Origin of the sequence: Paenibacillus taichungensis, from assembly GCF_003287275.1 — a bacterium.
GTDB lineage: Bacteria > Bacillota > Bacilli > Paenibacillales > Paenibacillaceae > Paenibacillus > Paenibacillus taichungensis_A.
In genome coordinates this window covers 239,583-259,191 of record NZ_QEVW01000012.1, presented here as the reverse complement: position 1 = coordinate 259,191, position 19,609 = coordinate 239,583, and the positions used below count along the sequence as shown (strand labels likewise).

16 protein-coding genes are annotated in these 19,609 nt (G+C 44.8%); 12 read left to right on the top strand and 4 right to left on the bottom strand.

Features of this window, described 5'->3' with window-relative positions; translation table 11 throughout:
• The first annotated feature begins 8 nt into the window (after nt 1-8).
• Nucleotides 9-1,361, top strand: a complete 1,353-nt coding sequence (locus DC345_RS19315) for an aminotransferase (RefSeq protein WP_113054451.1) — start codon at nt 9-11, stop codon at nt 1,359-1,361.
• A gap of 122 nt (nt 1,362-1,483) precedes the next feature.
• On the opposite strand, the gene DC345_RS19310 is transcribed toward DC345_RS19315, so the two are convergent.
• Together DC345_RS19310 and DC345_RS19305 are read right to left on the bottom strand one after the other, a co-directional pair.
• Nucleotides 1,484-3,265: a cache domain-containing sensor histidine kinase gene (locus tag DC345_RS19310; protein ID WP_113054450.1), complete on the bottom strand. Its 1,782-nt coding sequence runs from the start codon at nt 3,263-3,265 to the stop codon at nt 1,484-1,486.
• Between the two features lie 32 nt (nt 3,266-3,297).
• Nucleotides 3,298-4,929, bottom strand: coding sequence for a response regulator transcription factor (locus DC345_RS19305; protein ID WP_113054449.1), 1,632 nt, complete (start codon nt 4,927-4,929; stop codon nt 3,298-3,300).
• Nucleotides 4,930-5,162: 233 nt separating this feature from the next.
• Here DC345_RS19305 and DC345_RS19300 point away from each other — a divergent pair, with 233 nt between their 5' ends.
• The 11 genes from DC345_RS19300 (at nt 5,163) to DC345_RS19250 (ending at nt 17,813) form a co-directional block, all read left to right on the top strand.
• On the top strand, nt 5,163-6,560 hold the full coding sequence (locus DC345_RS19300; protein ID WP_113054448.1) for an ABC transporter substrate-binding protein: 1,398 nt from the start codon (nt 5,163-5,165) through the stop codon (nt 6,558-6,560).
• A 77-nt stretch (nt 6,561-6,637) separates the two neighbouring features.
• Nucleotides 6,638-7,534, top strand: coding sequence for a carbohydrate ABC transporter permease (locus DC345_RS19295; RefSeq protein ID WP_113054447.1), 897 nt, complete (start codon nt 6,638-6,640; stop codon nt 7,532-7,534).
• A 12-nt stretch (nt 7,535-7,546) separates the two neighbouring features.
• Nucleotides 7,547-8,437 carry a carbohydrate ABC transporter permease gene (locus tag DC345_RS19290; RefSeq protein ID WP_258530717.1) on the top strand — a complete coding sequence of 297 codons (891 nt, stop codon included), beginning with the start codon at nt 7,547-7,549 and terminating at the stop codon, nt 8,435-8,437.
• A gap of 189 nt (nt 8,438-8,626) precedes the next feature.
• Nucleotides 8,627-10,828, top strand: a complete 2,202-nt coding sequence (locus DC345_RS19285) for a LamG-like jellyroll fold domain-containing protein (protein ID WP_113054446.1) — start codon at nt 8,627-8,629, stop codon at nt 10,826-10,828.
• 81 nt (nt 10,829-10,909) lie between these two features.
• Entirely contained in the window at nt 10,910-11,848 is a 939-nt protein-coding gene (locus DC345_RS19280; RefSeq protein ID WP_113054445.1) for a dihydrodipicolinate synthase family protein, read from the top strand.
• Between the two features lie 12 nt (nt 11,849-11,860).
• Entirely contained in the window at nt 11,861-13,270 is a 1,410-nt protein-coding gene (locus DC345_RS19275) for an ABC transporter substrate-binding protein (RefSeq protein ID WP_113054444.1), read from the top strand.
• Between the two features lie 94 nt (nt 13,271-13,364).
• Nucleotides 13,365-14,237 carry a carbohydrate ABC transporter permease gene (locus DC345_RS19270; protein ID WP_113054443.1) on the top strand — a complete coding sequence of 291 codons (873 nt, stop codon included), beginning with the start codon at nt 13,365-13,367 and terminating at the stop codon, nt 14,235-14,237.
• A 13-nt stretch (nt 14,238-14,250) separates the two neighbouring features.
• Nucleotides 14,251-15,090 (top strand): carbohydrate ABC transporter permease, encoded by an 840-nt coding sequence (locus DC345_RS19265; protein WP_113054442.1) that lies wholly within the window; start codon nt 14,251-14,253, stop codon nt 15,088-15,090.
• Nucleotides 15,091-15,107: 17 nt separating this feature from the next.
• Nucleotides 15,108-15,827 carry an N-acetylmannosamine-6-phosphate 2-epimerase gene (locus tag DC345_RS19260; protein WP_113054441.1) on the top strand — a complete coding sequence of 240 codons (720 nt, stop codon included), beginning with the start codon at nt 15,108-15,110 and terminating at the stop codon, nt 15,825-15,827.
• Nucleotides 15,827-16,741 (top strand): ROK family protein, encoded by a 915-nt coding sequence (locus tag DC345_RS19255; protein ID WP_113054440.1) that lies wholly within the window; start codon nt 15,827-15,829, stop codon nt 16,739-16,741. Before DC345_RS19260 ends, DC345_RS19255 begins: the two co-directional genes overlap by 1 nt.
• 199 nt (nt 16,742-16,940) lie before the next feature.
• Complete coding sequence (locus DC345_RS19250; RefSeq protein WP_076289180.1) at nt 16,941-17,813, top strand: YitT family protein; 873 nt, start codon at nt 16,941-16,943, stop codon at nt 17,811-17,813.
• A 143-nt stretch (nt 17,814-17,956) separates the two neighbouring features.
• On the opposite strand, the gene DC345_RS19245 is transcribed toward DC345_RS19250, so the two are convergent.
• Nucleotides 17,957-18,775, bottom strand: a complete 819-nt coding sequence (locus DC345_RS19245) for a MerR family transcriptional regulator (RefSeq protein WP_113054439.1) — start codon at nt 18,773-18,775, stop codon at nt 17,957-17,959.
• A 22-nt stretch (nt 18,776-18,797) separates the two neighbouring features.
• Nucleotides 18,798-19,337 (bottom strand): GNAT family N-acetyltransferase, encoded by a 540-nt coding sequence (locus DC345_RS19240; RefSeq protein ID WP_113054438.1) that lies wholly within the window; start codon nt 19,335-19,337, stop codon nt 18,798-18,800.
• Between the last annotated feature and the right edge of the window lie 272 nt (nt 19,338-19,609).

Genomic DNA, 19,609 nt, shown 5'->3' with positions numbered 1-19,609 from the left:
GAAATGATTTGAAAACAAAGGAAGAGACACATACATTGATTGAAAAAGATCAAAAGCATTTATGGCATGCCCTCTATAAAGACATCGACGGAGCCAATCCTATCATTGCGACGTCCGGTGAAGGCTCGTGGTTCACGGATATAGACGGCAATCGCTATTTCGATGGTGTATCGGGACTATGGTGCTTAAATCTGGGGCATGGACGCAAGGAAATCGCTGATGCTGCCGCAGCGCAAATGATGAAATTATCCTATTCTCCCTTAACCATAAGTCACGAGCCTGCCATCGAGCTTGCGGCAAAAATCAGTGAATTGTTGGGTGGGGGAGAGTATAAAACCTTTTTTTCCAACAGTGGATCAGAAGCGAATGAGACTGCGTTCAAAATTGCTCGTCAATACCATGCGCAAAACGGAAATCCCGGAAAATATAAATTCATTTCCAGATACCGGGCATACCATGGCAATACGTTGGGAGCGTTGAGTGCAACAGCGCAAGCTAATCGTCGCCATCGGTACGATCCTCCTGCACCTGGATTCCTGCATGTACAGCCTCCTTATCGCTATCGCTCTCCATTTGGGGATACGCCGGAAGCAGATATTATTGCAGCTAACATGTTGGAAGAGATGATCGTTTGGGAAGGAGCAGATAGCGTCGCAGGTGTCATCATGGAACCCTTCATTTCGGGTGGCGGGGTTATTATTCCATCTGACGGTTATTTGCAACGTGTCGCCGAGATTTGTGAGAAATATGATGTACTGCTCATTATGGATGAAGTGGTTTCGGGATATGGTCGCACGGGCAAAATGTTTGGTTTTATGCATTACGAGGGCGTGCAGCCAGACATCATTACGATGGCAAAAGGGCTAACGAGCGGTTATTTACCCCTTGGAGCAACGGCAGTGAAGGCAGAAATCTACGAGTCCTTCAAGGGCTCCGGGCATAATAATCAGTTCCGGCATGTGTCTACTTATGGGGGACATCCAGCTTCCTGTGCCGTAGCACTTAAAAATATAGAGATCATAGAGCGGGAAAATATTGTAGCTAAAGTGGATTATCAGAGCAATGAAATATTAAGCGAATTGCGTACACTTGTTGATCACGCCAATGTAGGCGATGTTCGCGGAGTAGGTTTCCTGTACGGTATCGAACTGGTCGAAGATAAAGTAACCAAAGTACCTTCATCCGATGCCTTTGTTGGTTCAATTATCGCCGCTTGCAAGCAAAAAGGGGTCATCATCGGTAAAAATGGAGACACTATTCCTGGCTTCAGCAATGTCCTGATTATCGCTCCGCCACTTTCCTCAACAGAGGATGACCTGACGTTTTTGGTGGATACGGTGAAAGCAGCGTTTGGGATGTAACAGCATGAAATAAATAAAACGTTATGGCAGCCTAATCCATTTGGATGGCTGCCTTTGTTTGATGTGATAGGGGAGGGAGAAAGAGGTCTACTGAACAAGTGTTCCTCCATTCTGCGACTTTCTTACGCGGGGTACATAATCGTAATCGTGGTACCGACAGCCGGATCACTTTCAATCTCAAGGCCGTAGATTTCACCAAAATGATATTGGATTCGGTCATGAACATTTTTAATGCCAATATGCTCCATATCCAGGCTGCTTGCCGGATCTTGCAACGTATTCCTCATTTCGAGCAGTTGCTCTTCCTGGATGCCAACCCCATCATCCCTGATTTCAATTCGCATCGTTTGGCCTGTGATTTCAGCAGTGATCTCCAGATGGCCAATTCCTTTTTTATGCTCAAGTCCATGGACAATGGCATTCTCAATAAGTGGCTGCAATGAAAAATGTACAACAGGTAATTTGAGTGCTTGAGGATCACATGTTTCACGATAAATCAGTTTATCTCCAAAACGCATTTGCTGGATTTGCACATACAGACGCGTATGGGCAAGTTCCTCTTCCAACGGGACTAATTCCTTGCCGGTTTGAATATGGACCCTGAACATTCTGCCCAGCAGTCCGATCATCTCACCGATATCACGTTGACCTGAGATTACGGCTTTCATTTGGATGGATTCCAGCGCATTCGCCAGAAAATGAGGATTAATCTGACTCTTTAATGCGCCGTATTGTGCTATTTTTTGCTGGGCTATCATATGTGATGACTTTTCAATATGGTCCTTCAAATCTTCAGCCATTTTGCTTATCCCTTGATACAAGATCCCGAACTCATCTTTACGATTTGTATTGAGCTGGATATCCAGGTTGCCCGATCCAACGGTGCGTACTTGTCTGCTTAGCCAAATAATCGGTTTGGTAACTCTGGCAGACAGAATCACCAAAAATAACAAGGCAACAAGTAACGAGCATACGGCAAAACCAAGCAAAATGAAGCGAAGAAGATCCGCGTTTTTGGTCATTTGTTTTTCATCCACATACTGAATGACTTTCCAACCGGAATAATCGGAAGTAACAAAATTAAGATACGAGGGGGTGCCCTGAATTGTTGCGTAAAAATTGCCCGATGTATCCCTTCTAACCTGTTCCAATACGGACTTCTCCAGCATGATTTCCTTGCCATCAGCAACATTCATTGAATCATTTCTCGCAGATGCATATACGGTATTTCCGTTTTCATCAACAATGATGAAGCTTTGATTGCTATTTTCGGAAAGCTTGAGAATTTCCTTCAGAGAGTCCGGGCGCAGATCGACAAGTATGACACCTAGCGGACGTTTGCTTCCGGTCACATTAATGACTCTGCCGATGGAAATGACCGACTGATCCTGATCTCCCCCAATACGATGAAAAGGTTTATGTGTGCCAAAAAGAACAATTTTCCCCTTTGCTTTTAGGATCTCCTGATACCAGGGTTTGCTCAGAAAGTCTGTTTCCACATAGCTGTAACGATTAAAATCGGCGGAGTAGAACACCCGATTGCCTGCATAAATCTGGACGCTATCCACATTTTTAATCGTAATCTCAATGGTACTGACGAATTGCTCAATGACATTTCGGTATTGATAGTTTTGATCCTCTTCCGGATGCTGCAGCCAGCGGTAAAGAGAATCCTGAAGACTGCTGTCCAGTTGAGCGGTGAGCGTGCCTTTTTCAATGCTCTGCAGATATTGATCAATATTGAAAGACAAATTGTTCAGGATGAGGTTGGCGCTATTTTGGTACTCATTTTTGATGGATTGCACGGAGAAAAGGTAAATAAACCAGGACATGATGGCAAGTGGAATGGTGATAATTAAAATCATGAGTACAAAGATTTGATGATTTACACGCTTGAAATGCATTCGCTGATACCACCGCTGCTGGTTCAAAACATTCACATCCCTATTCGTTTGCGATAATGTGTGGGCGTCATATGGGTAACACTGCGGAATGTTTTTACAAAATGTTTGTAGCTTTTGTACCCGCACATATGACTCACGTCACTGACTAACAAGCCAGGATCCTTGAGACATTCCTGTGCATGACGAATTCGCAGTTCTGTAACGTAGGTCATGTAATTTTTATTTAATTTTGTTTTAAACAAACGGCTCAGGTAAGAGGGGTTATAGAAAAAACGTTCGGCTACCATCTGTAAAGATAAATCATGATCCAGATGCTGCTTCATGAAGTTCTCGATTTCCGAAAAAACGTACGAGTCTTTGGCGTTTTCCATAAGATTTACGTCTTCATTGGTATAGGAAATCAACTGCACTGACCAATCCGCAAGCCAGGTGAACAGCTGTTCGGCGTTTTGGAATTTGTTGATGAAGCTTAGTTTTACAATATCTTCACTGTAGATTTGAGCGGCAGGGATGTGATGCCGACTAGCATAACGAAGAATAACACTGACAAGTTCCTGAAGAAAGGCGAACCATTGGTGCGGACTGTCAACTATGACTTGAAGATTTTTAGCATGATTTGAGAAACCGGTAATGAGCTGACGGATGCTCTGGATGTCTTTATTCTCAAAGGCGGTCAAGAGGTTTGCTTTTTCCATTCCATCAAGTTTGCTACCCGTCGTCGTGACAGAAAGGGGTACTCGATCGGGTTCAGGTGAGAAGTAGTAGCATTCGGGTAGGCAATATCGGGATAACAGTAATTCTTCAGTCTGCTTGAGTTGCTGCCCCATCTTTTGAAATGAAGGAGAGGGGAAACCGATGGCAAAATAGGTTTTGTGTGTCTGATTAAGATTCATGTATTGTAAATGCTCACGGATCGGTTTTACATTTAAGTTTTCCAATTCACATGCCACAATAACATACATTTTATTTTCATTCAGATAGGAAAGGATTGGTGTGGAAACCCCTTCCATTGTTATGGGTATTGTCTCGATATGTTTTTCAATGAGGCCAAGTACCTCGTTTGTCCATTCCTGAACAGGCAGAGGAGACTTGCCATAGACAGCAATATTCGTCATTACCATGGGGAGATACATAACGTCTTGGTGATTCTGGTCGGAAAGAACCGTAATCTCGGCAGGAAATTCGTTATCGTCCATCGAATCGAATAATTGCTTCATAAACAGGCTTTCCTTCCATTTTCGATGTTCCTTCTCCAGAAATGTACGTCTTTCTCGCTCCTTTTTCTTCAGTTGAACTAACTCCAGTACCGATTGAACGGATTGGATGCTTTCCTCATATACAAGTGGTTTGTTCAAATAATCATGAACATTTCCAAGTTGAATCGCTTGTCTCGCATACTCGAAATCGTTGTAACCGGTCAGGATCAGATAAACAGTGTCAGGAAGTAGCGGCCTTAGCCGTTCAATCATCTCAAGTCCGTTCATTTCCGGCATACGGATGTCACTGATAATGAAATCGGGTTCAACTTCAATCGCAAGCTTGAGCCCATCTGCACCGTTCTCTGCTTCATAAATTTCGTGTACGTTCAGTTCATGCCAGGGGAAATAGTGCTTTAATCCCGTGCGAATGAGTAGTTCATCTTCTACGATCAGCAGCTTGCACATGAGTACCACCTCGCATCTGAAGGATTTTGTAAACACAAGAGAGAAACAAGCAGTCCGTTTACATTCATTATACAAAAAGAACAGAAATGTAAAACGAATTTTTAGTCAAGAAGTAAGAAATGAACCCCTGATATCAAAATCCAGGGATTTGCGATGCCATAATTTTAAATTATTCTGAGGATAGATAACGAAAAGAACGTTTTTCGTGTATTTACAAACGAGGAGGAATTCCGATGATAGCTGTGAAGAAACGGATAACCGGTTTTGTTTCCCTGCTTCTGATGGTTTCAATGATCGCAGCGTGCAGTTCCAATCAGGAGAGCGGAGGGGCAAACGAAAACAGCGGGGGAAAAGAGGATACTTCTTCAAAACAGGAGGATACGAGCAAGCCGGTTGAAATCACGTGGTGGAACTTTCCTACATATCAAGCCTTGGATGGAGAGGTGGGCAAGTACGAGAAACAGTTAATCGAAGCGTTCAATCAGAAGCATCCGGACATCAAGGTAAACCTTGAGATGATTACATTTGACGGGGGACCTCAAAAACTGAACGTAGCCATTGCGACGAACTCTGCTCCAGATGTAATCTATGATGCTCCAGGGCGGATTATTGATTGGGCCAAAAAAGACCTGCTGGCTCCGTTGGATGACATGTTTACCGACGAGGACAAAAATGATATTGCCCCCGCATTTTGGAAGCAATCCATGGCGGATGAAAAAATTTATATGTATCCGATTAACACCGCTCCTTTCATGATGGCAGTCAACAAGACCGTTTTTGAAAAGATCGGAGCTCTGGACCTTCTTCCGCTGGATAAACCCGATCGCACCTGGACGTTTGATGAATACAAGAAAGCGTTAGAAGCGGTAAAAGAAAAAGCACCCGACGTCATTCCTTCCGGGTTCTACGCGAAAAGCCAGGCAGGGGACCAAGGGACGCGTGCTTACCTAGCCAATCTGGGCATATCCAGATTCCTGAATGAAGAAGGAACTTCCGTTGCGATCAATACAAAAGATACGGGGGCAGCGCTGGACTGGCTCGTACAGGCGCAAAAAGATGGTCTTGTTGTATCCGGCTCTGCTTCTCTGGCTGCGGCAGATGTCAATGATTTGTTCCTTCAGGGGAAGCTGGCGTTCAGCATTAACTACTCAGCCGTACTCCGCGCACAAAATGCACCTCTCAAACAAGCGGAGTTTGAAGATGTTCTTCTGCCGTATCCGACACTGGATGGAAGTGAACCGAAGCTGGAACCCTATCTTGGCGGGATGGCGATCTTTAATAATGACGATGAAGCCAAAATTGCAGCTTCCAAAACATTTATTGATTTTGTAGCCAATGATCCGGAGTGGGGCAAAAAAAGCCTGATTCAGACGGGCGGATTATCCGTTCGCAACTCAGTGACCGGACTGTATGACGACCCTGAATACACGTACTCCGAGCTTGCCCGCAAATTCGTAACAGATCCGCCAACCATTGCGGATGGATATGCAGAAGTTCGTACGTTCTGGTTCCCTGAATTACAGCGCGCCTTATTGGGATCTGCTACAGGAGAAGAAGCTTTGAACGCATTTGCTACCAAAGCCAATGATGCCATTGCCAAAGCCAAAACAGCGAACACAGCAGCAAAATAGGAGACTGAGATATGGAGACAGCGTGTGATTCTATACACGCTTCTCCTCAGTCAAGAAGTGAAGAAAGAAGGGACATAATGGATTTTACATTCTTTCAAAAGAAGCAGCATATCTGGCGTGACTGGATTGCAAGTTACTTGTTCTTGCTTCCAGCACTGGCCTTCTTTAGTGTATTCGTTGCCTATCCCATGCTGAAGGGCATCTATATCAGCTTTTTCTCATACACGCTTCGCGACTTTGACTTTATAGGTTTGGAGAATTACCAGACTCTTTTCCAGGATGCGACTTTCGGTAAATCGATGTGGAATACGTTGCTCATTGTTCTGATCGCGGTTCCCGTTGTGGTGATCTTTTCGCTTTTCGTTGCGATGATGATTTATAAAAAATCTGAAGGATTACGCTCCTTGTTTCGAGGTGTATTTTATCTCCCTGCCGTATCTTCCGTGGTCAGCATTACCGTTGTCTGGGCATCCATCTACCATTCGAATTATGGAATTCTCAACTACATCACCAGTTTGTTCGGCATGGAGCCGATCAGTTGGCTCGGTGATACACGAACAGCGCTGCTTTCTATCATTGTAGTTCTTATAACAACGTCAGTGGGACAGCCGATTATTCTATATGTGGCTTCTCTTGGCAATATCCCCAAATCATATATTGAAGCCGCCCAAATGGACCGGGCCAACAGCTGGCAGATTTTCAAAAATATTTTGTGGCCTATGCTGATGCCAACCAACCTGTACATTATCGTCATCACGACGATTAATACCTTCCAGGTATTCGCCATCATCCAGCTCCTCACTTCAGGGGGACCAATGTATTCCACATCGACTGTCATGTACGGGGTATATGAGCAGGCGTTTATGCTGGGGAATTTCGGCATTGCTTCAGCCATGGGTGTTATTCTGGCTCTGGTCATTGGCGTCATTTCCTTTATTCAGTTTAAATATCTCGGCAGTGATGTTGAGTACTAGGAGGTACAAGGCATGATGTTTTCTTCGAATGTCAAGACCAGTCAACGCCCGCGTCCTCTGGCCAGCAGAGCGGACCTGAGAAAAAAAGCGCCTGGTTTTTCAACCATTATTGCGAACTTACTACTCGTTTTGCTTGGACTGTTGTTTCTCTTTCCATTCTACTGGATCGTTACCGGAGCATTTAAGGTCCAGAACGTGGCCGTTGCCATTCCTCCGCAATGGTTTCCAACGGACCCGACCCTGGACAACTTCAGGGTGCTGTTTAAAAATCCCGTGTGGCGCTGGGGGTTTAACAGCTTTTTTGTAGCTGCATCCGAGATGATCGGGGTATGTTTAACCGCTTCAATGGCGGGTTATGTGCTTGCCAAGAAGTTTTTTCCCGGACGCAAATTCATTTTCATCCTGTTTGTCTCTGCGATGGCATTGCCAAAACAGGTGATACTGGTACCACTCTTCACCATGCTTGCTGATCTCAATTGGATTGACACGTACAAAGGCCTTGTTCTGCCTGCGATTGGCTGGCCATTTGGCGTATTTCTGATGAAGCAATTCGCACAGACCATTCCTTCCGAGCTGATGGAAGCAGCCAAAATGGATGGATGCTCCGAGGTTCGATTATTCGGAACGATTATCCTGCCACTGCTGAAACCTGCACTCGGTGCGTTGGCTATTTTCACTTTTATTAACGCCTGGAACGATTATTTCAGTCAATTGATTATCACCCGTTCCACGCCGATGATGACACTGCCTTTGGGACTCGCGACGCTGCAAGGGGAATATACGACTCCTTACGGCGTGTTAATGGCAGGTGCTGCACTGGCCTCGCTTCCGATGATTCTCATATTTCTGTTGTTCCAAAAAGCTTTTACCCAAGGCATTACCATGGGAGCCGTAAAAGGGTGAACGAAGTGAAAACCTGCAGAGCAGGAAGAGGTAAAAAAAGCACCCTGGATGTCAATATCCGGGTATTGGGGCGCATCCATGGCTGCTATATAGTAAATGCAAGCATTACGCATCATCCGCTTTTTCCTGTTCGTTCAATGAAAGGATGGGAACCATTTTTTGCAACCTTATCAAAGGAGGAAATGTTGCATGATGAATCGTCGCTTGCCAAAAACGCTAAGAATTGCATTATGTGCTGTCATGCTGTTAACCAGTCTCACCAGTCTGCCGGGGCAAACGGAGGCAGCCATTTCCCAGGATGCTGTATCGCTTGATTATTCGGTGGCACGTTCGTTTAACGGAAGCAGCGACTATGTCGACAAGACGGCAGATGTAAGTTCGGTCGCCGCTCTTCAACAAGGCAGCATTGCTGTCCGCTTCAGAACAACAAGCGCGGCTAATGCACTCACGCTGTTCAGTACATCCCACACCGCAGATCCATCCAGTAATCTCTCACTGACATTAAACGGAGGAAATGTGTATTACGAAAACCGGGAAAACGGCGTCTATGCAACCCAGATTACGACATCCGGCAAGGTTAACGACGGGGTGTGGCATACCGCAATGCTCACGGTTAATGGCAAGGGAACGAATATTTACATTGACGGAAGCTTGAGAGGTAACAGCACGAGTACTGCATTTTTTACTCAGGTTACCAGCTTAAATGGCATGTGGATTGGACGAAACGTGGATAATGGCGGGGGACAATGGTATTTCAATGGAGAGATCGACTACGTCAAAGTGTATAACCGTGCGTTGGCCTCATCAGAGGTGCTGGAGCTCAGTGGGGCTGTCTCACCATCTGTCGCAGCCTATCCCGTTAATCAGGCGTTTAATGGCACCTCAGATGCTCGCGATCAGACTGCGGATATCGGACGTGTAGCCAATCTTACGCAAGGCTCTGTCGCGGTAAAATTCAAAACCTCAAGCTCGGCTGCAGCAGGAACGTTCCTCAGCGCATCCGATACGACGAACCCCTCAAGCAATGTTTCCTTTACGATCAATAACGGCACGGTTTATTTTGAGAATCGCAATAATGGAGCCTACGCCACCAAATTAAGTGCCAGTGGAAAGTACAATGATGGAAAATGGCATACCGCCATTCTTACGATTGGAGCTGGCAGCAGCAAAATTTATGTCGACGGGGAGGAGAAGGCTTCGACTTCTTCTCAAGCTTTTTTTTCCAATGTGACAGGTCTGAACGGAATGTGGGTCGGCAAAAACGTGGATAACGGCGGATCACAGTGGTACTTTTCCGGTTCCATCGATCATGTCACCGTCTACGATAGCGTACTGTCTTTATCCCAAATTAAACAGCTTAGCGCTGTACTGGAAGAAAAGCTGCTCTTTGATATCACGGATGGCAAAGGATACGGGCAGTACCGTATTCCAAGCATTGTTGTCACGAGCAACAACACGGTTCTTGTTGCTGCGGAAGCACGAACTGGCGGTGACCAGACACCAACCGATATTGTGCTGAGACGAAGCACCGATGGGGGGGATACATTTTCGGATCAGATCTTGATTTCACCCGGCAAGTCTCAAGGAGTGGCGGAGATGAATCCAATGCTGCTTGCGGAGAAGAACAGCAACGTTGTTCACATTTTATGGAGCCGCTGGAAATGGGGGGCATGTCAGTATTTCATTCGCACAAGTACCGATCAGGGACTAACCTGGGGGGCAACCCGAGAAATTACTTCCGTGCTGGCCGACTATCAGAATCCAAATCATCCGTACTATTTTGCCAATCTGTCCGGTGCAGGAATGGGACCGGGTCACGGCATTCAGCTCGCGAACGGAACGCTGGTGATTCCCATCTATCTGACAACCAGCGGATGGACGAACAGCACCGTTGGTACGATCTACAGTACCGATGGAGGTGCATCGTGGAAAGCAGGTTCACTTGTACCCAATCCATCCGGATTTTCGAAGATCCATGAGAACATGATGGTTCAATTATCAAACGGCAAACTGATGACGAACATGCGAAACCCAGGCAGCAGCTATAGAGCCATCTCGACAACGGATCAAGTAACCAGTGCGTGGAGCACACCTGTCTCGGATACCACACTGATCGATCCTGTCGTACAGGCAAGCATCGAACGGTACGATGCCAGTCATATTCTATTTACGAATCCTGCAAGCACGACGGCCAGAACCAATATGACGATTCGCATATCCAGTGATGATGCCGCAACGTGGTATAAGTCAAAAGAAATCTATCCGGGGGAAAATGGCTATTCGGATATTGCTGTAGGCCCTGATCAATCCATCTTTGTTTTTTATGAAAAACCTGCGTCTTCCAAAATCAGTCTTGTGCGTCTGAACAGGTCGTGGATTGAAGCACCTTAACCAACCCTAATGAGGAGGCAGGGGGAGCTGAATGGATTAATCATTGAGCCCCCATGTCTTCTGTGAAGAGAGGACTTTTATATGACAACAGCGTTTGATTTGACGAAATTTAAAGGAGTTATTCCGGCGTTCTATGCCTGCTATGAGGATGATGGACAGATATCGGAGGAGCGCACTTATGCTCTTTGCGATTACTATGTTCAGAAGAAAGTACATGGCGTATACGTAGGTGGCAGTTCAGGAGAGTGCATCTATCATAACCTCGACGAACGCAAGGCGGTTCTAAGCTATGTGGCTTCCCGGTTGAAAGGGCATATGACGTTAATTGCCCATGTGGGCGCACCTTCCACAAGAGACAGTATCGCGCTTGCCGAACACGCGGCCTCACTTGGATATGATGCGCTATCTGCCATTCCGCCCATCTATTTCACGCTGCCGGATCATGCCGTATCCCGCTACTGGAACGATATTATGGAAGCGACACCGCTCCCTTTTCTCATTTATAACATCCCCCAAACAACGGGTTACACGCTGCGTACGCCTCTGTACGAACAGCTGCTCCAAAATGAAAAGGTCATCGGTATCAAAAATTCCTCCATGCCTACATTTGATATTGAACGGTTCAAGCGATCCGGTGGTCCAAATTCGATTGTATTTAATGGTCCGGATGAACAATTTGTGGCTGGCAGAATCATGGGAGCAGATGGCGGCATCGGAGGAACGTACGGAGCCATGCCTGAACTGTTCTTGTTGGCAGACCAGTATATCCAGCAGGGGAAATTCACAGAAGCACGTCATATTCAGAGCGACATCAATGAGATTATTGTAGCCTTGTGCTCGCTGGATGGCTCCATGTATGCGGGTATCAAAGAAGTGTTGCGCCGAAGAGGCGTAAATATAGGAGGCGTCAGACTTCCACTAGCAGCCATTACAGAGCAAGATGCTGCAAGAATCGATGATGTCATTTCCCTACTTGAGCAAGTGGAAAGCAGATACATTACTTCAACTCATTCCAGCTAAGGAGGAGACTTAATGAGAAACAACACATTCTATTCCGTACTGCTCACACTGCTACTGCTATCCATCATAGGCACAGGCTGTTCCTCCAGTAATTCAAGCTCATCAGACGGAGGGAACGAAGCAGCGAATGGAAAAGAAACAGTGGAGCTGAGCGTATGGCTTACCCCGCAATGGAAAGGAGTTCTGGATGCAACGGAAGAAGGTGCTGATTATGACAGCTTCATTCTAAAAGCAGCGGAGAAATTTGCCGCCCAGTATTCCAAATATAATGTAAAAATTAATACTCAGGTCATTGCTGGAGATCAACGCGATCAAATGCTGAATGTCAATTTGAGCAGCGGAACACCGCCGGATGTGTTTTTTGAAAGTGTGTTCGCCATGGGTGACTATGTTCACAGAGGAGCACTTGTGCCGCTGACGGACCTTGTGGACGATCAGGATCGCAGTGATATCGCTTCAGGGTATTGGGATGCAGTCACCTTTAATAAGGATGTATACTTCTACCCATTTCAGAACAATCCAGGCACACTCGTCTATAACGCAGATATGTTCAAAGCAGCGGGGCTTGACGCTTATATCGGCGGGGAGCAGGAAATAAAAACATGGACGCTTGCTGATTATGAGGAAATTCTGAGCAAGCTGAAGAACAATCTTTCTGGCAGCGGGTATGCCAATGCCTATCCCATGGCTCTGTATGGCATGAACAATCAGGGAGATACCTGGAACCTGGCTTATTTGCGGATGTTTGGCAATCCGTTTTTTGATGAAACGGGCCACATTATCTTAAATGATGAGAAGGGTGTGAAGGCAGTGTCCTGGCTCAAAAAAATAGTGGATGCCGGGTACACGAATCCGGGACCGGAATCGGTGACTTCCAACGATGCAAACGGCATGTTCCTGAATCAGCAGTTAGCCATCAGCTTCACCAATCCGGTTCTTTATAATAATGCCAGAGCGGATATGGATAGCGGTAAACAGACCAAGTTTGACATGCGACTTGCCAATATTCCCTCCGAAAGCGGGGACCCGCTTACATTTACTTATGTGGTAGGAGCCAGTGTATTTCAGTCTAATGACCCCAAGCGTGTGGAAGCAGCCAAGGATTTTGTGCGGTTTTTCTCCACGGATGCGGAACTTGTGAAATCTTCAAAAAACGGAATTCCGGTTCGAAGCTCCGTCATCTCGGAATACGAAACGCAGTATCCACTGTTCAAAGCATATAACGAAAATGCGAAATATGTATTTAATTTCACAGGAAACGTTCCAGGCTATAGCCAGCTGAGAGAGCAGCTTTATCCGGAGTTGCAAGCCCTGTATACGGGAGTCAAAACCCCGGAACAAGCCGTGAAAGATTACCAGGATCATGGTAATCAGGTCATTGACACGAATCGAAATAGTTCCGTCATTTTTTCGAATAAATAGGCAAGAAAGAAGCGCGCACCACACTTTAGAAGCTGTTACTTGATTGCTAACCTCGCATCTCTATGAGCTTCAATAAGAAAGGTACGATGTTGAGATGAAATCACCCCGCATCCTGAAGGAGCATTTGACAGGATATCTGTTCATCACACCGCAAATGATTGTTTTCCTGTTGTTTCTCGTCTATCCCATCATGGAAGGTTTTCGAATGAGTCTGTACCAAATTCAGTACTCCAGCGAAAAGTTTATTGGCTTTGATAACTATATCTCGTTGTTGAACGACCCTGTTTTCCTTCAGGCATTCTTCAACACCCTCGTATTTGTTGTTTGTATTGTCGTGCTTACGGTAGGCTTTGCTCTTTTCGTAGCCTCCAGCGTTTTTGACAAAAATGCAAAGTATGTCTCCTTTATTCGAGGGAGCTACTATATACCAGTCATGGTTTCGATGGTCGTCATGAGCATGATTTGGAGTTTTCTGCTGAACCCTTCCAGTGGGTTGATTTCCTATCTGGCTCGTGAGCAGGGAATGGGCAATGTCAATCTGTTGGGAAACAAAGTTACCGTGATGCCGGTCATTATTTTCGTAACCTTTGCTACAAATGTCGGGCAGGCTATTATCTTATATATTGCTGCAATGATCGGAGTCCCGAAAGATTTGATGGAAGCCGCTGAAGTAGACGGAGTTAGTCGGGTGCAAATGATTCGTCATATCCTGATTCCCTCCGTTCAATCGACGACGGTATATATTACGATTATTAACATTATCGCCGTACTTAAGATCTTTGTCGTCATTCAGCTCCTGACTGGTGGAGGTCCGAACAATGCATCCGTTACCCTGATGTACTACCTATACAATAATGCCTTTAAATTCAATCAGCTCGGCGTAGCATCCGCGGTAGGTGTCATCATGTTTGTGATTACGCTCCTGTTGTCGATTCCCCAGCTACGCACAGTGCTCAGGGTGAAGTGAGGAGAGGATCATGATGCGTAACAGAATAAAAACCGGACGAGAGCCTTACGACAAGATTACCAATGTAATTGTTACTTTCTTTGCCATTCTCAATTTGTTTCCGTTGTACTGGTTATGGACCAGTTCCCTGAAGAACAGTGCCGATGTTGTGAAAATGCCCCCGGACTGGTTCCCGAAAGATATCACCTTCTCCAATTATGTGGACATTTTTCAGAATCAACCGGCGCTGCGCTGGACCTTCAACAGTCTGTATGTCTCATTCGTCAGTACCGTTCTGGTGGTCATTATAGGAGCTATGGCGGCTTACGCTTTTTCAAAATTGACGTTTCCAGGGCAGAATGTGATCTTTATTATTTTTATCTCAAGCCTGATGATTCCGAAAGAAATTATGATCGTTCCCCTGTTTCAGATTACGCAAGATTTTGGCTTGATTAATTCCTATGGCGGCATGATTTGGCCAAACGTGGCAACGGCCTTCGGGGTGTTTATGTTAAAAGGATTTTTTGATCAGACCCCAAGCGCACTCCGTGAAGCTTCGAGAATCGACGGGGCAGGAGAGTGGAGAACCTTTTTGCAGATTATGCTGCCGATTGTAAAGCCGGGGATCGGTGCCTTATTCATCCTGAACTTTGTTCAGGTGTGGAATGATTACCTTTGGCAAATGATTGTGGGACAAGAGAAGAACATGAAGACCCTCATGGTGGGAACGGCGACCTTAATGCAGGACATGAATCCGAATTTTGCTTACAAAATGGCTGGCGCATTTGTCGCAGCACTGCCGATGCTACTCATATTTATCTTGTTCCAGAGATATTTTACCCAAGGAATTACAGCTGGAGCGGTTAAAGAATAGGATGGAGGAGAGAGAAGATGTCCAAAGATCGTAATGTACTGCAAAACTTAAAAGGAAAGCTCATTGTTTCCTGTCAGGCGCTACCTGAGGAACCATTGCATAGTTCTTATATTATGGGAAGAATGGCATATGCAGCTTATTTGGGAGGGGCAGCAGGGATTCGTGCCAACAGCATAGAGGATATAGAAGAAATCAGAAAACATGTCTCATTGCCGATCATAGGAATCATCAAGAAAGTACATCCTGACTCCGATGTTTTCATTACGCCAACACAGCGAGAAGTAGACGCATTGGTGCGCGCAGGGGTTGACATCATTGCACTTGATGCCACAGATCGAATAAGACCTGATCATACAACGATCACAGAAATTTTTCCGATGCTTCGGGAAACGTACCCGGATCAGTTATTTATGGCCGATTGTTCAACCTACAATGAAGGTATTCAAGCAGAAATCCTTGGTTTTGATTGTGTCGGAACGACTCTCAGCGGATATACGAATGCAACAAAAGGAAGACAACTTCCCGATTTTGAGATGGCCGAAAGGCTGGTCAACAACCTTAAGGTTCCGCTGATCGCCGAAGGAGGTATTTCCACACCTGAAGAACTCGCCCTTTTATTCGAACTCGGTGTTCATACAGCAGTAGTGGGTTCTGCAATAACCAGACCTTATGAGATCACTAAAAGATTTGTGCATGCCATTCATAAGAGCAAAGCTCCCATTGCAGGGAATGAGTAATGAACATACTGGCATGTGATATTGGCGGTACGAGAATCAAGCTCGGCCTGTGCAATACTGCGGGTGACATTACAGAATATCAGGAGTACGCAACAAATGCCATCCGAGGCGGTGTTCAACTTATTGAACGAGTAATGGAACTGATGTCGGTGTACAGTAAATATGAAGCTATTGCGGTCAGTACCGCCGGACAAGTTCATCCTGTTGATGGATCTATTCGTTATGCCAATCCCAATATTCCGAATTATACAGGCGTTCAGGTGAAGAGTATTCTGGAAGAACGTTTTCATAAACCCGTAATGGTGGAAAATGATGTGAATGCGGCTGCTCTGGGAGAAGCATGGGTAGGTGCAGGACATTCTTTTAATGATTTTATCTGCTTAACGTTCGGGACGGGTATCGGGGGCGCCATTGTAATTGAAAGAAAGATCTATAAGGGATTCAAAGGATCTGCAGGGGAGTTTGGGCATATGCTTATGCATCCAGTCATACGTTCAACCGATACCATGTGGGATAGCATGTACGAAAACCTTGCATCCACGACAGCACTCGTTAAAAAGGCCCAAGAAATTGATTCTCACATTACAAGTGGGAAAGATTTTTTCGCAAAGATTGATGTGGGAGGTGCAGCACTTGAAACATTATTGCACAGCTGGGTGTGTGAGGTTTCAAGAGGAATTGCAACACTGATCCATATTTTCAATCCTCCCGCAGTCATCGTTGGAGGGGGAATCATGGAGCAAGAGTGGCTTGTCTCACGTATTTCCGATTGTACACGGGAACTTCTGCTGGACAGCTTCAAGCATACAGAGATCATTCCAGCCAGGCTCGGCAATAAAGCAGGATTAATTGGAGCTGCCTCTTTGTTTTTGTTTCATCAGGATCATGTGAAGAAAAATGTAGCAAAAAAATGATACATTGGGAAGAAGTTCATTGTCCTGTTAAAAGTCGCTGCAAAGCGGCTTTTTTTGCTTTGAAGGTTAACAGGTTAATTCGATTCCATTGTTGAATTGATAATAAATGTTCTTTAACCCAGAGCATATTAATTTGCCAAAATAGTGATAATTATTATAGACTATTTTTTATCGGTTAATTGTCCAAGGGGGAAAAGGAATGAATCAAAGGAACGTGCAGAAGTCTAACAAACTGAAAATCATCTCCAAAGTATTATTGATTATGATCGGGGCTTTCATCACCTCATATGGTCTGGAAGCTGTATTAATTCCAAACAATGTATCAGACGGTGGTGTGACAGGTCTTAGTATCGTTGGCTCACAACTGTTTGGTTTACCGTTAGGGATGCTGATTGGTATCATCAACATTCCATTTGTATGGTTAGGTTACAAACAAATAGGTAAGAGCTTTGCTATTTACTCCATTATCGGTATTGCCTCGCTAGCTGTTGGTACAAGCCTTATGCACCATGTACCAACGATTATTCAAGGGGATACACTGTTAATTACCGTTGTGGGCGGGATTATCATCGGTTTTGGTATGGGTTTGGCGCTGCGTAATGGTGGGGCATTGGATGGAATCGATATGTTGGCTGTCCTGCTTTCACGCAAATTACCTTTTGGAACCAGTGATCTAATCTTATTCTTGAACATGTTTGTCTTTATTGTCGTTTCAACTGTATTTGGTCTGCAAGGGGCGATCTTGTCTGCACTTGCTTATTACATCGCTTCCAAAGTGATACATATCGTTGAAGAAGGTTTGAGCGGCTCCAAAACCTTTAAAATTATTACCAATCAACCGGAGATCATGGTCGAAACCATTCGTGACCGATTGGGTCGTGGAGCAACCTATACCGATGCTTACGGTGGTTATTCCAATGAACAATTCAAAGAGATTACCTGTGTAATCAACCGTATGGAAGAAAGCAAAATCAAGGATATCATACACGAAATTGATCCCAATGCTTTTATAGTTGTTTATGATGTAGCTGAAGTTAAGGGTGGCAATTTCAAAAAGAAAGATATTCACTAATCACTGCAATGAGCTGGAGTTACTGTGGCGAAGAAAAAGAATTTATCATACAAAAAAGTCGCTAATTTAGCGGCTTTTTTTGTTATTAGGGTAGAAGTTATGGTATCAAGTCGTATCCAATAACTTCTACCTTTAGGAGCTCATCATTCTTTGGCAATCCGCAACTGTATTTCGGTCAGAAATTGATCAGTGATGATCGTATCACGATTATCAATTTCATAGATTTCAAAAGGATTATCCATTACACAGAGCCCTTTTTCCTCCGCATAAGCAACGACTTCAAGCATTTTTTCATAACTTTGACGGTAGTTACCCCTATAAAAAAGGGAAAGATACTCACCAGCTGGCAGGATGTAATCATAATCAATCCTTGCAGCATCACCAGGATTAAAAATAAAGAACACGGAGTTAAAAACATCCCTCACGCCATGTTTTAGTTCCTCAAGGGACACGGATGCACCATATAATTGGTTCCCGAAGTCTGGAATGAGACTTTTATGTTTTTGATGCAGCTTCTTAATGGCATAATCCATCTCCTCATCCCTAGTTATGCGTGTATTGAGCTGAAGACACGGCCGGTCGGGATACGTTTTAATGGAGAAAACTCCTGTCTGTATTTTGCTTGCGTCAGTCAATACCTTGATTCTGCCCTGAATAATACGCTGCGTAGTTTTGAGCTTGGCTATTTGTTCCTTAATCAGTTCCTGTTCAGTCAATAACAATTCAAGTGTGTTTTCGACACTTTGCTGATCTAAATACGCTTTGATCTGTTGCATGGTAAAATCCAACTGGCGCAGGTCCCGGATGATGTTCAGCTTATACATATCTTGAAGGCTGTACAGACGATATCCGTTTCCGTCTCGCCGAGGCACGAGCAATCCTAATTTTTCGTAATAACGCAGCGCGTCAACACCTATTCCGTAAAGCTTCGAGATTTCATTGATTTTATAATCGTTTTTCATCGGTTTTCTTCCTCGTTTGCATTTAGCTATTATATGCGTGCGCGTATGCTGAAGTCGCGCCATACACTTCCTTATACAGTAATTTTCTCACCATTTCAAATTGTGTCGGGGTCAACTTTGCCGGATAACTCATGATCTGTAAAGGTAAGGTTTGCTGACTTACAGCACGAAGGGGTGGCTGAACATAAGAATGATCTCCCAGGCAGAATCCCAGGCGCTCATAAAATCCAATCCTTCTCCGCTTAAGCTCATCTTCCGGCAATTCGACTTCCAATATTACCGGCTTGGCGGAATGATTCATGAAACGCTCCATTAACCGCTTGCCTATGCCGCCCCCACGAATGTTCGGGGAAACAGCCAAATGCTCAACATATCTGAACGAATCGAACTCCCATCCTGCGAGAAATCCAATCACTTCATTCTGCTCATTAACCTCTGTAAGAAGGCGATAACTTGAATGGGACAGCAACTTCTTCTGTTCTGAATATTCCCGATATTCGGCTTCGGGAAACGATTTCTTCATAATTTCAAACGCTTGGTCAAACTGTTTTTGCAACATCATCTTAATCCACTCCTGATTCGTAAAGCCATATTTGTTATAAACCACGTTAAACCCTGGTACGATACCAGAGTCAAGCAATATGGCGGAAAAGGTGGGCAGACCGAAGTGATAAAAGCATTGTGAGTGGATAAAGGAGGGCGATTCACAATATTTAAAAGTTTACTTATCGCAACTTTTTTTGGACGAGGTCAAACTCTTTCGTTGTACAGACATTGTTTTACTTGGTTCAAAACGTTTCTCTAGACCCACACAACATCGTGATGATACCATCG

What these genes read in the sequence shown, in the direction of transcription:
- DC345_RS19255 (WP_113054440.1), top strand. Translation starts at nt 15,827, where the DNA reads ATGAACATACTGGCATGTGATATTGGCGGTACGAGAATCAAGCTCGGC.
- DC345_RS19310 (WP_113054450.1), bottom strand. Translation starts at nt 3,265, where the DNA reads ATGCATTTCAAGCGTGTAAATCATCAAATCTTTGTACTCATGATTTTA.
- DC345_RS19275 (WP_113054444.1), top strand. Translation starts at nt 11,861, where the DNA reads ATGAGAAACAACACATTCTATTCCGTACTGCTCACACTGCTACTGCTA.
- DC345_RS19245 (WP_113054439.1), bottom strand. Translation starts at nt 18,775, where the DNA reads ATGAAAAACGATTATAAAATCAATGAAATCTCGAAGCTTTACGGAATA.
- DC345_RS19305 (WP_113054449.1), bottom strand. Translation starts at nt 4,929, where the DNA reads ATGTGCAAGCTGCTGATCGTAGAAGATGAACTACTCATTCGCACGGGA.
- DC345_RS19270 (WP_113054443.1), top strand. Translation starts at nt 13,365, where the DNA reads ATGAAATCACCCCGCATCCTGAAGGAGCATTTGACAGGATATCTGTTC.
- DC345_RS19260 (WP_113054441.1), top strand. Translation starts at nt 15,108, where the DNA reads ATGTCCAAAGATCGTAATGTACTGCAAAACTTAAAAGGAAAGCTCATT.
- DC345_RS19295 (WP_113054447.1), top strand. Translation starts at nt 6,638, where the DNA reads ATGGATTTTACATTCTTTCAAAAGAAGCAGCATATCTGGCGTGACTGG.
- DC345_RS19250 (WP_076289180.1), top strand. Translation starts at nt 16,941, where the DNA reads ATGAATCAAAGGAACGTGCAGAAGTCTAACAAACTGAAAATCATCTCC.
- DC345_RS19280 (WP_113054445.1), top strand. Translation starts at nt 10,910, where the DNA reads ATGACAACAGCGTTTGATTTGACGAAATTTAAAGGAGTTATTCCGGCG.
- DC345_RS19265 (WP_113054442.1), top strand. Translation starts at nt 14,251, where the DNA reads ATGCGTAACAGAATAAAAACCGGACGAGAGCCTTACGACAAGATTACC.
- DC345_RS19290 (WP_258530717.1), top strand. Translation starts at nt 7,547, where the DNA reads ATGATGTTTTCTTCGAATGTCAAGACCAGTCAACGCCCGCGTCCTCTG.
- DC345_RS19240 (WP_113054438.1), bottom strand. Translation starts at nt 19,337, where the DNA reads ATGATGTTGCAAAAACAGTTTGACCAAGCGTTTGAAATTATGAAGAAA.
- DC345_RS19285 (WP_113054446.1), top strand. Translation starts at nt 8,627, where the DNA reads ATGATGAATCGTCGCTTGCCAAAAACGCTAAGAATTGCATTATGTGCT.
- DC345_RS19300 (WP_113054448.1), top strand. Translation starts at nt 5,163, where the DNA reads ATGATAGCTGTGAAGAAACGGATAACCGGTTTTGTTTCCCTGCTTCTG.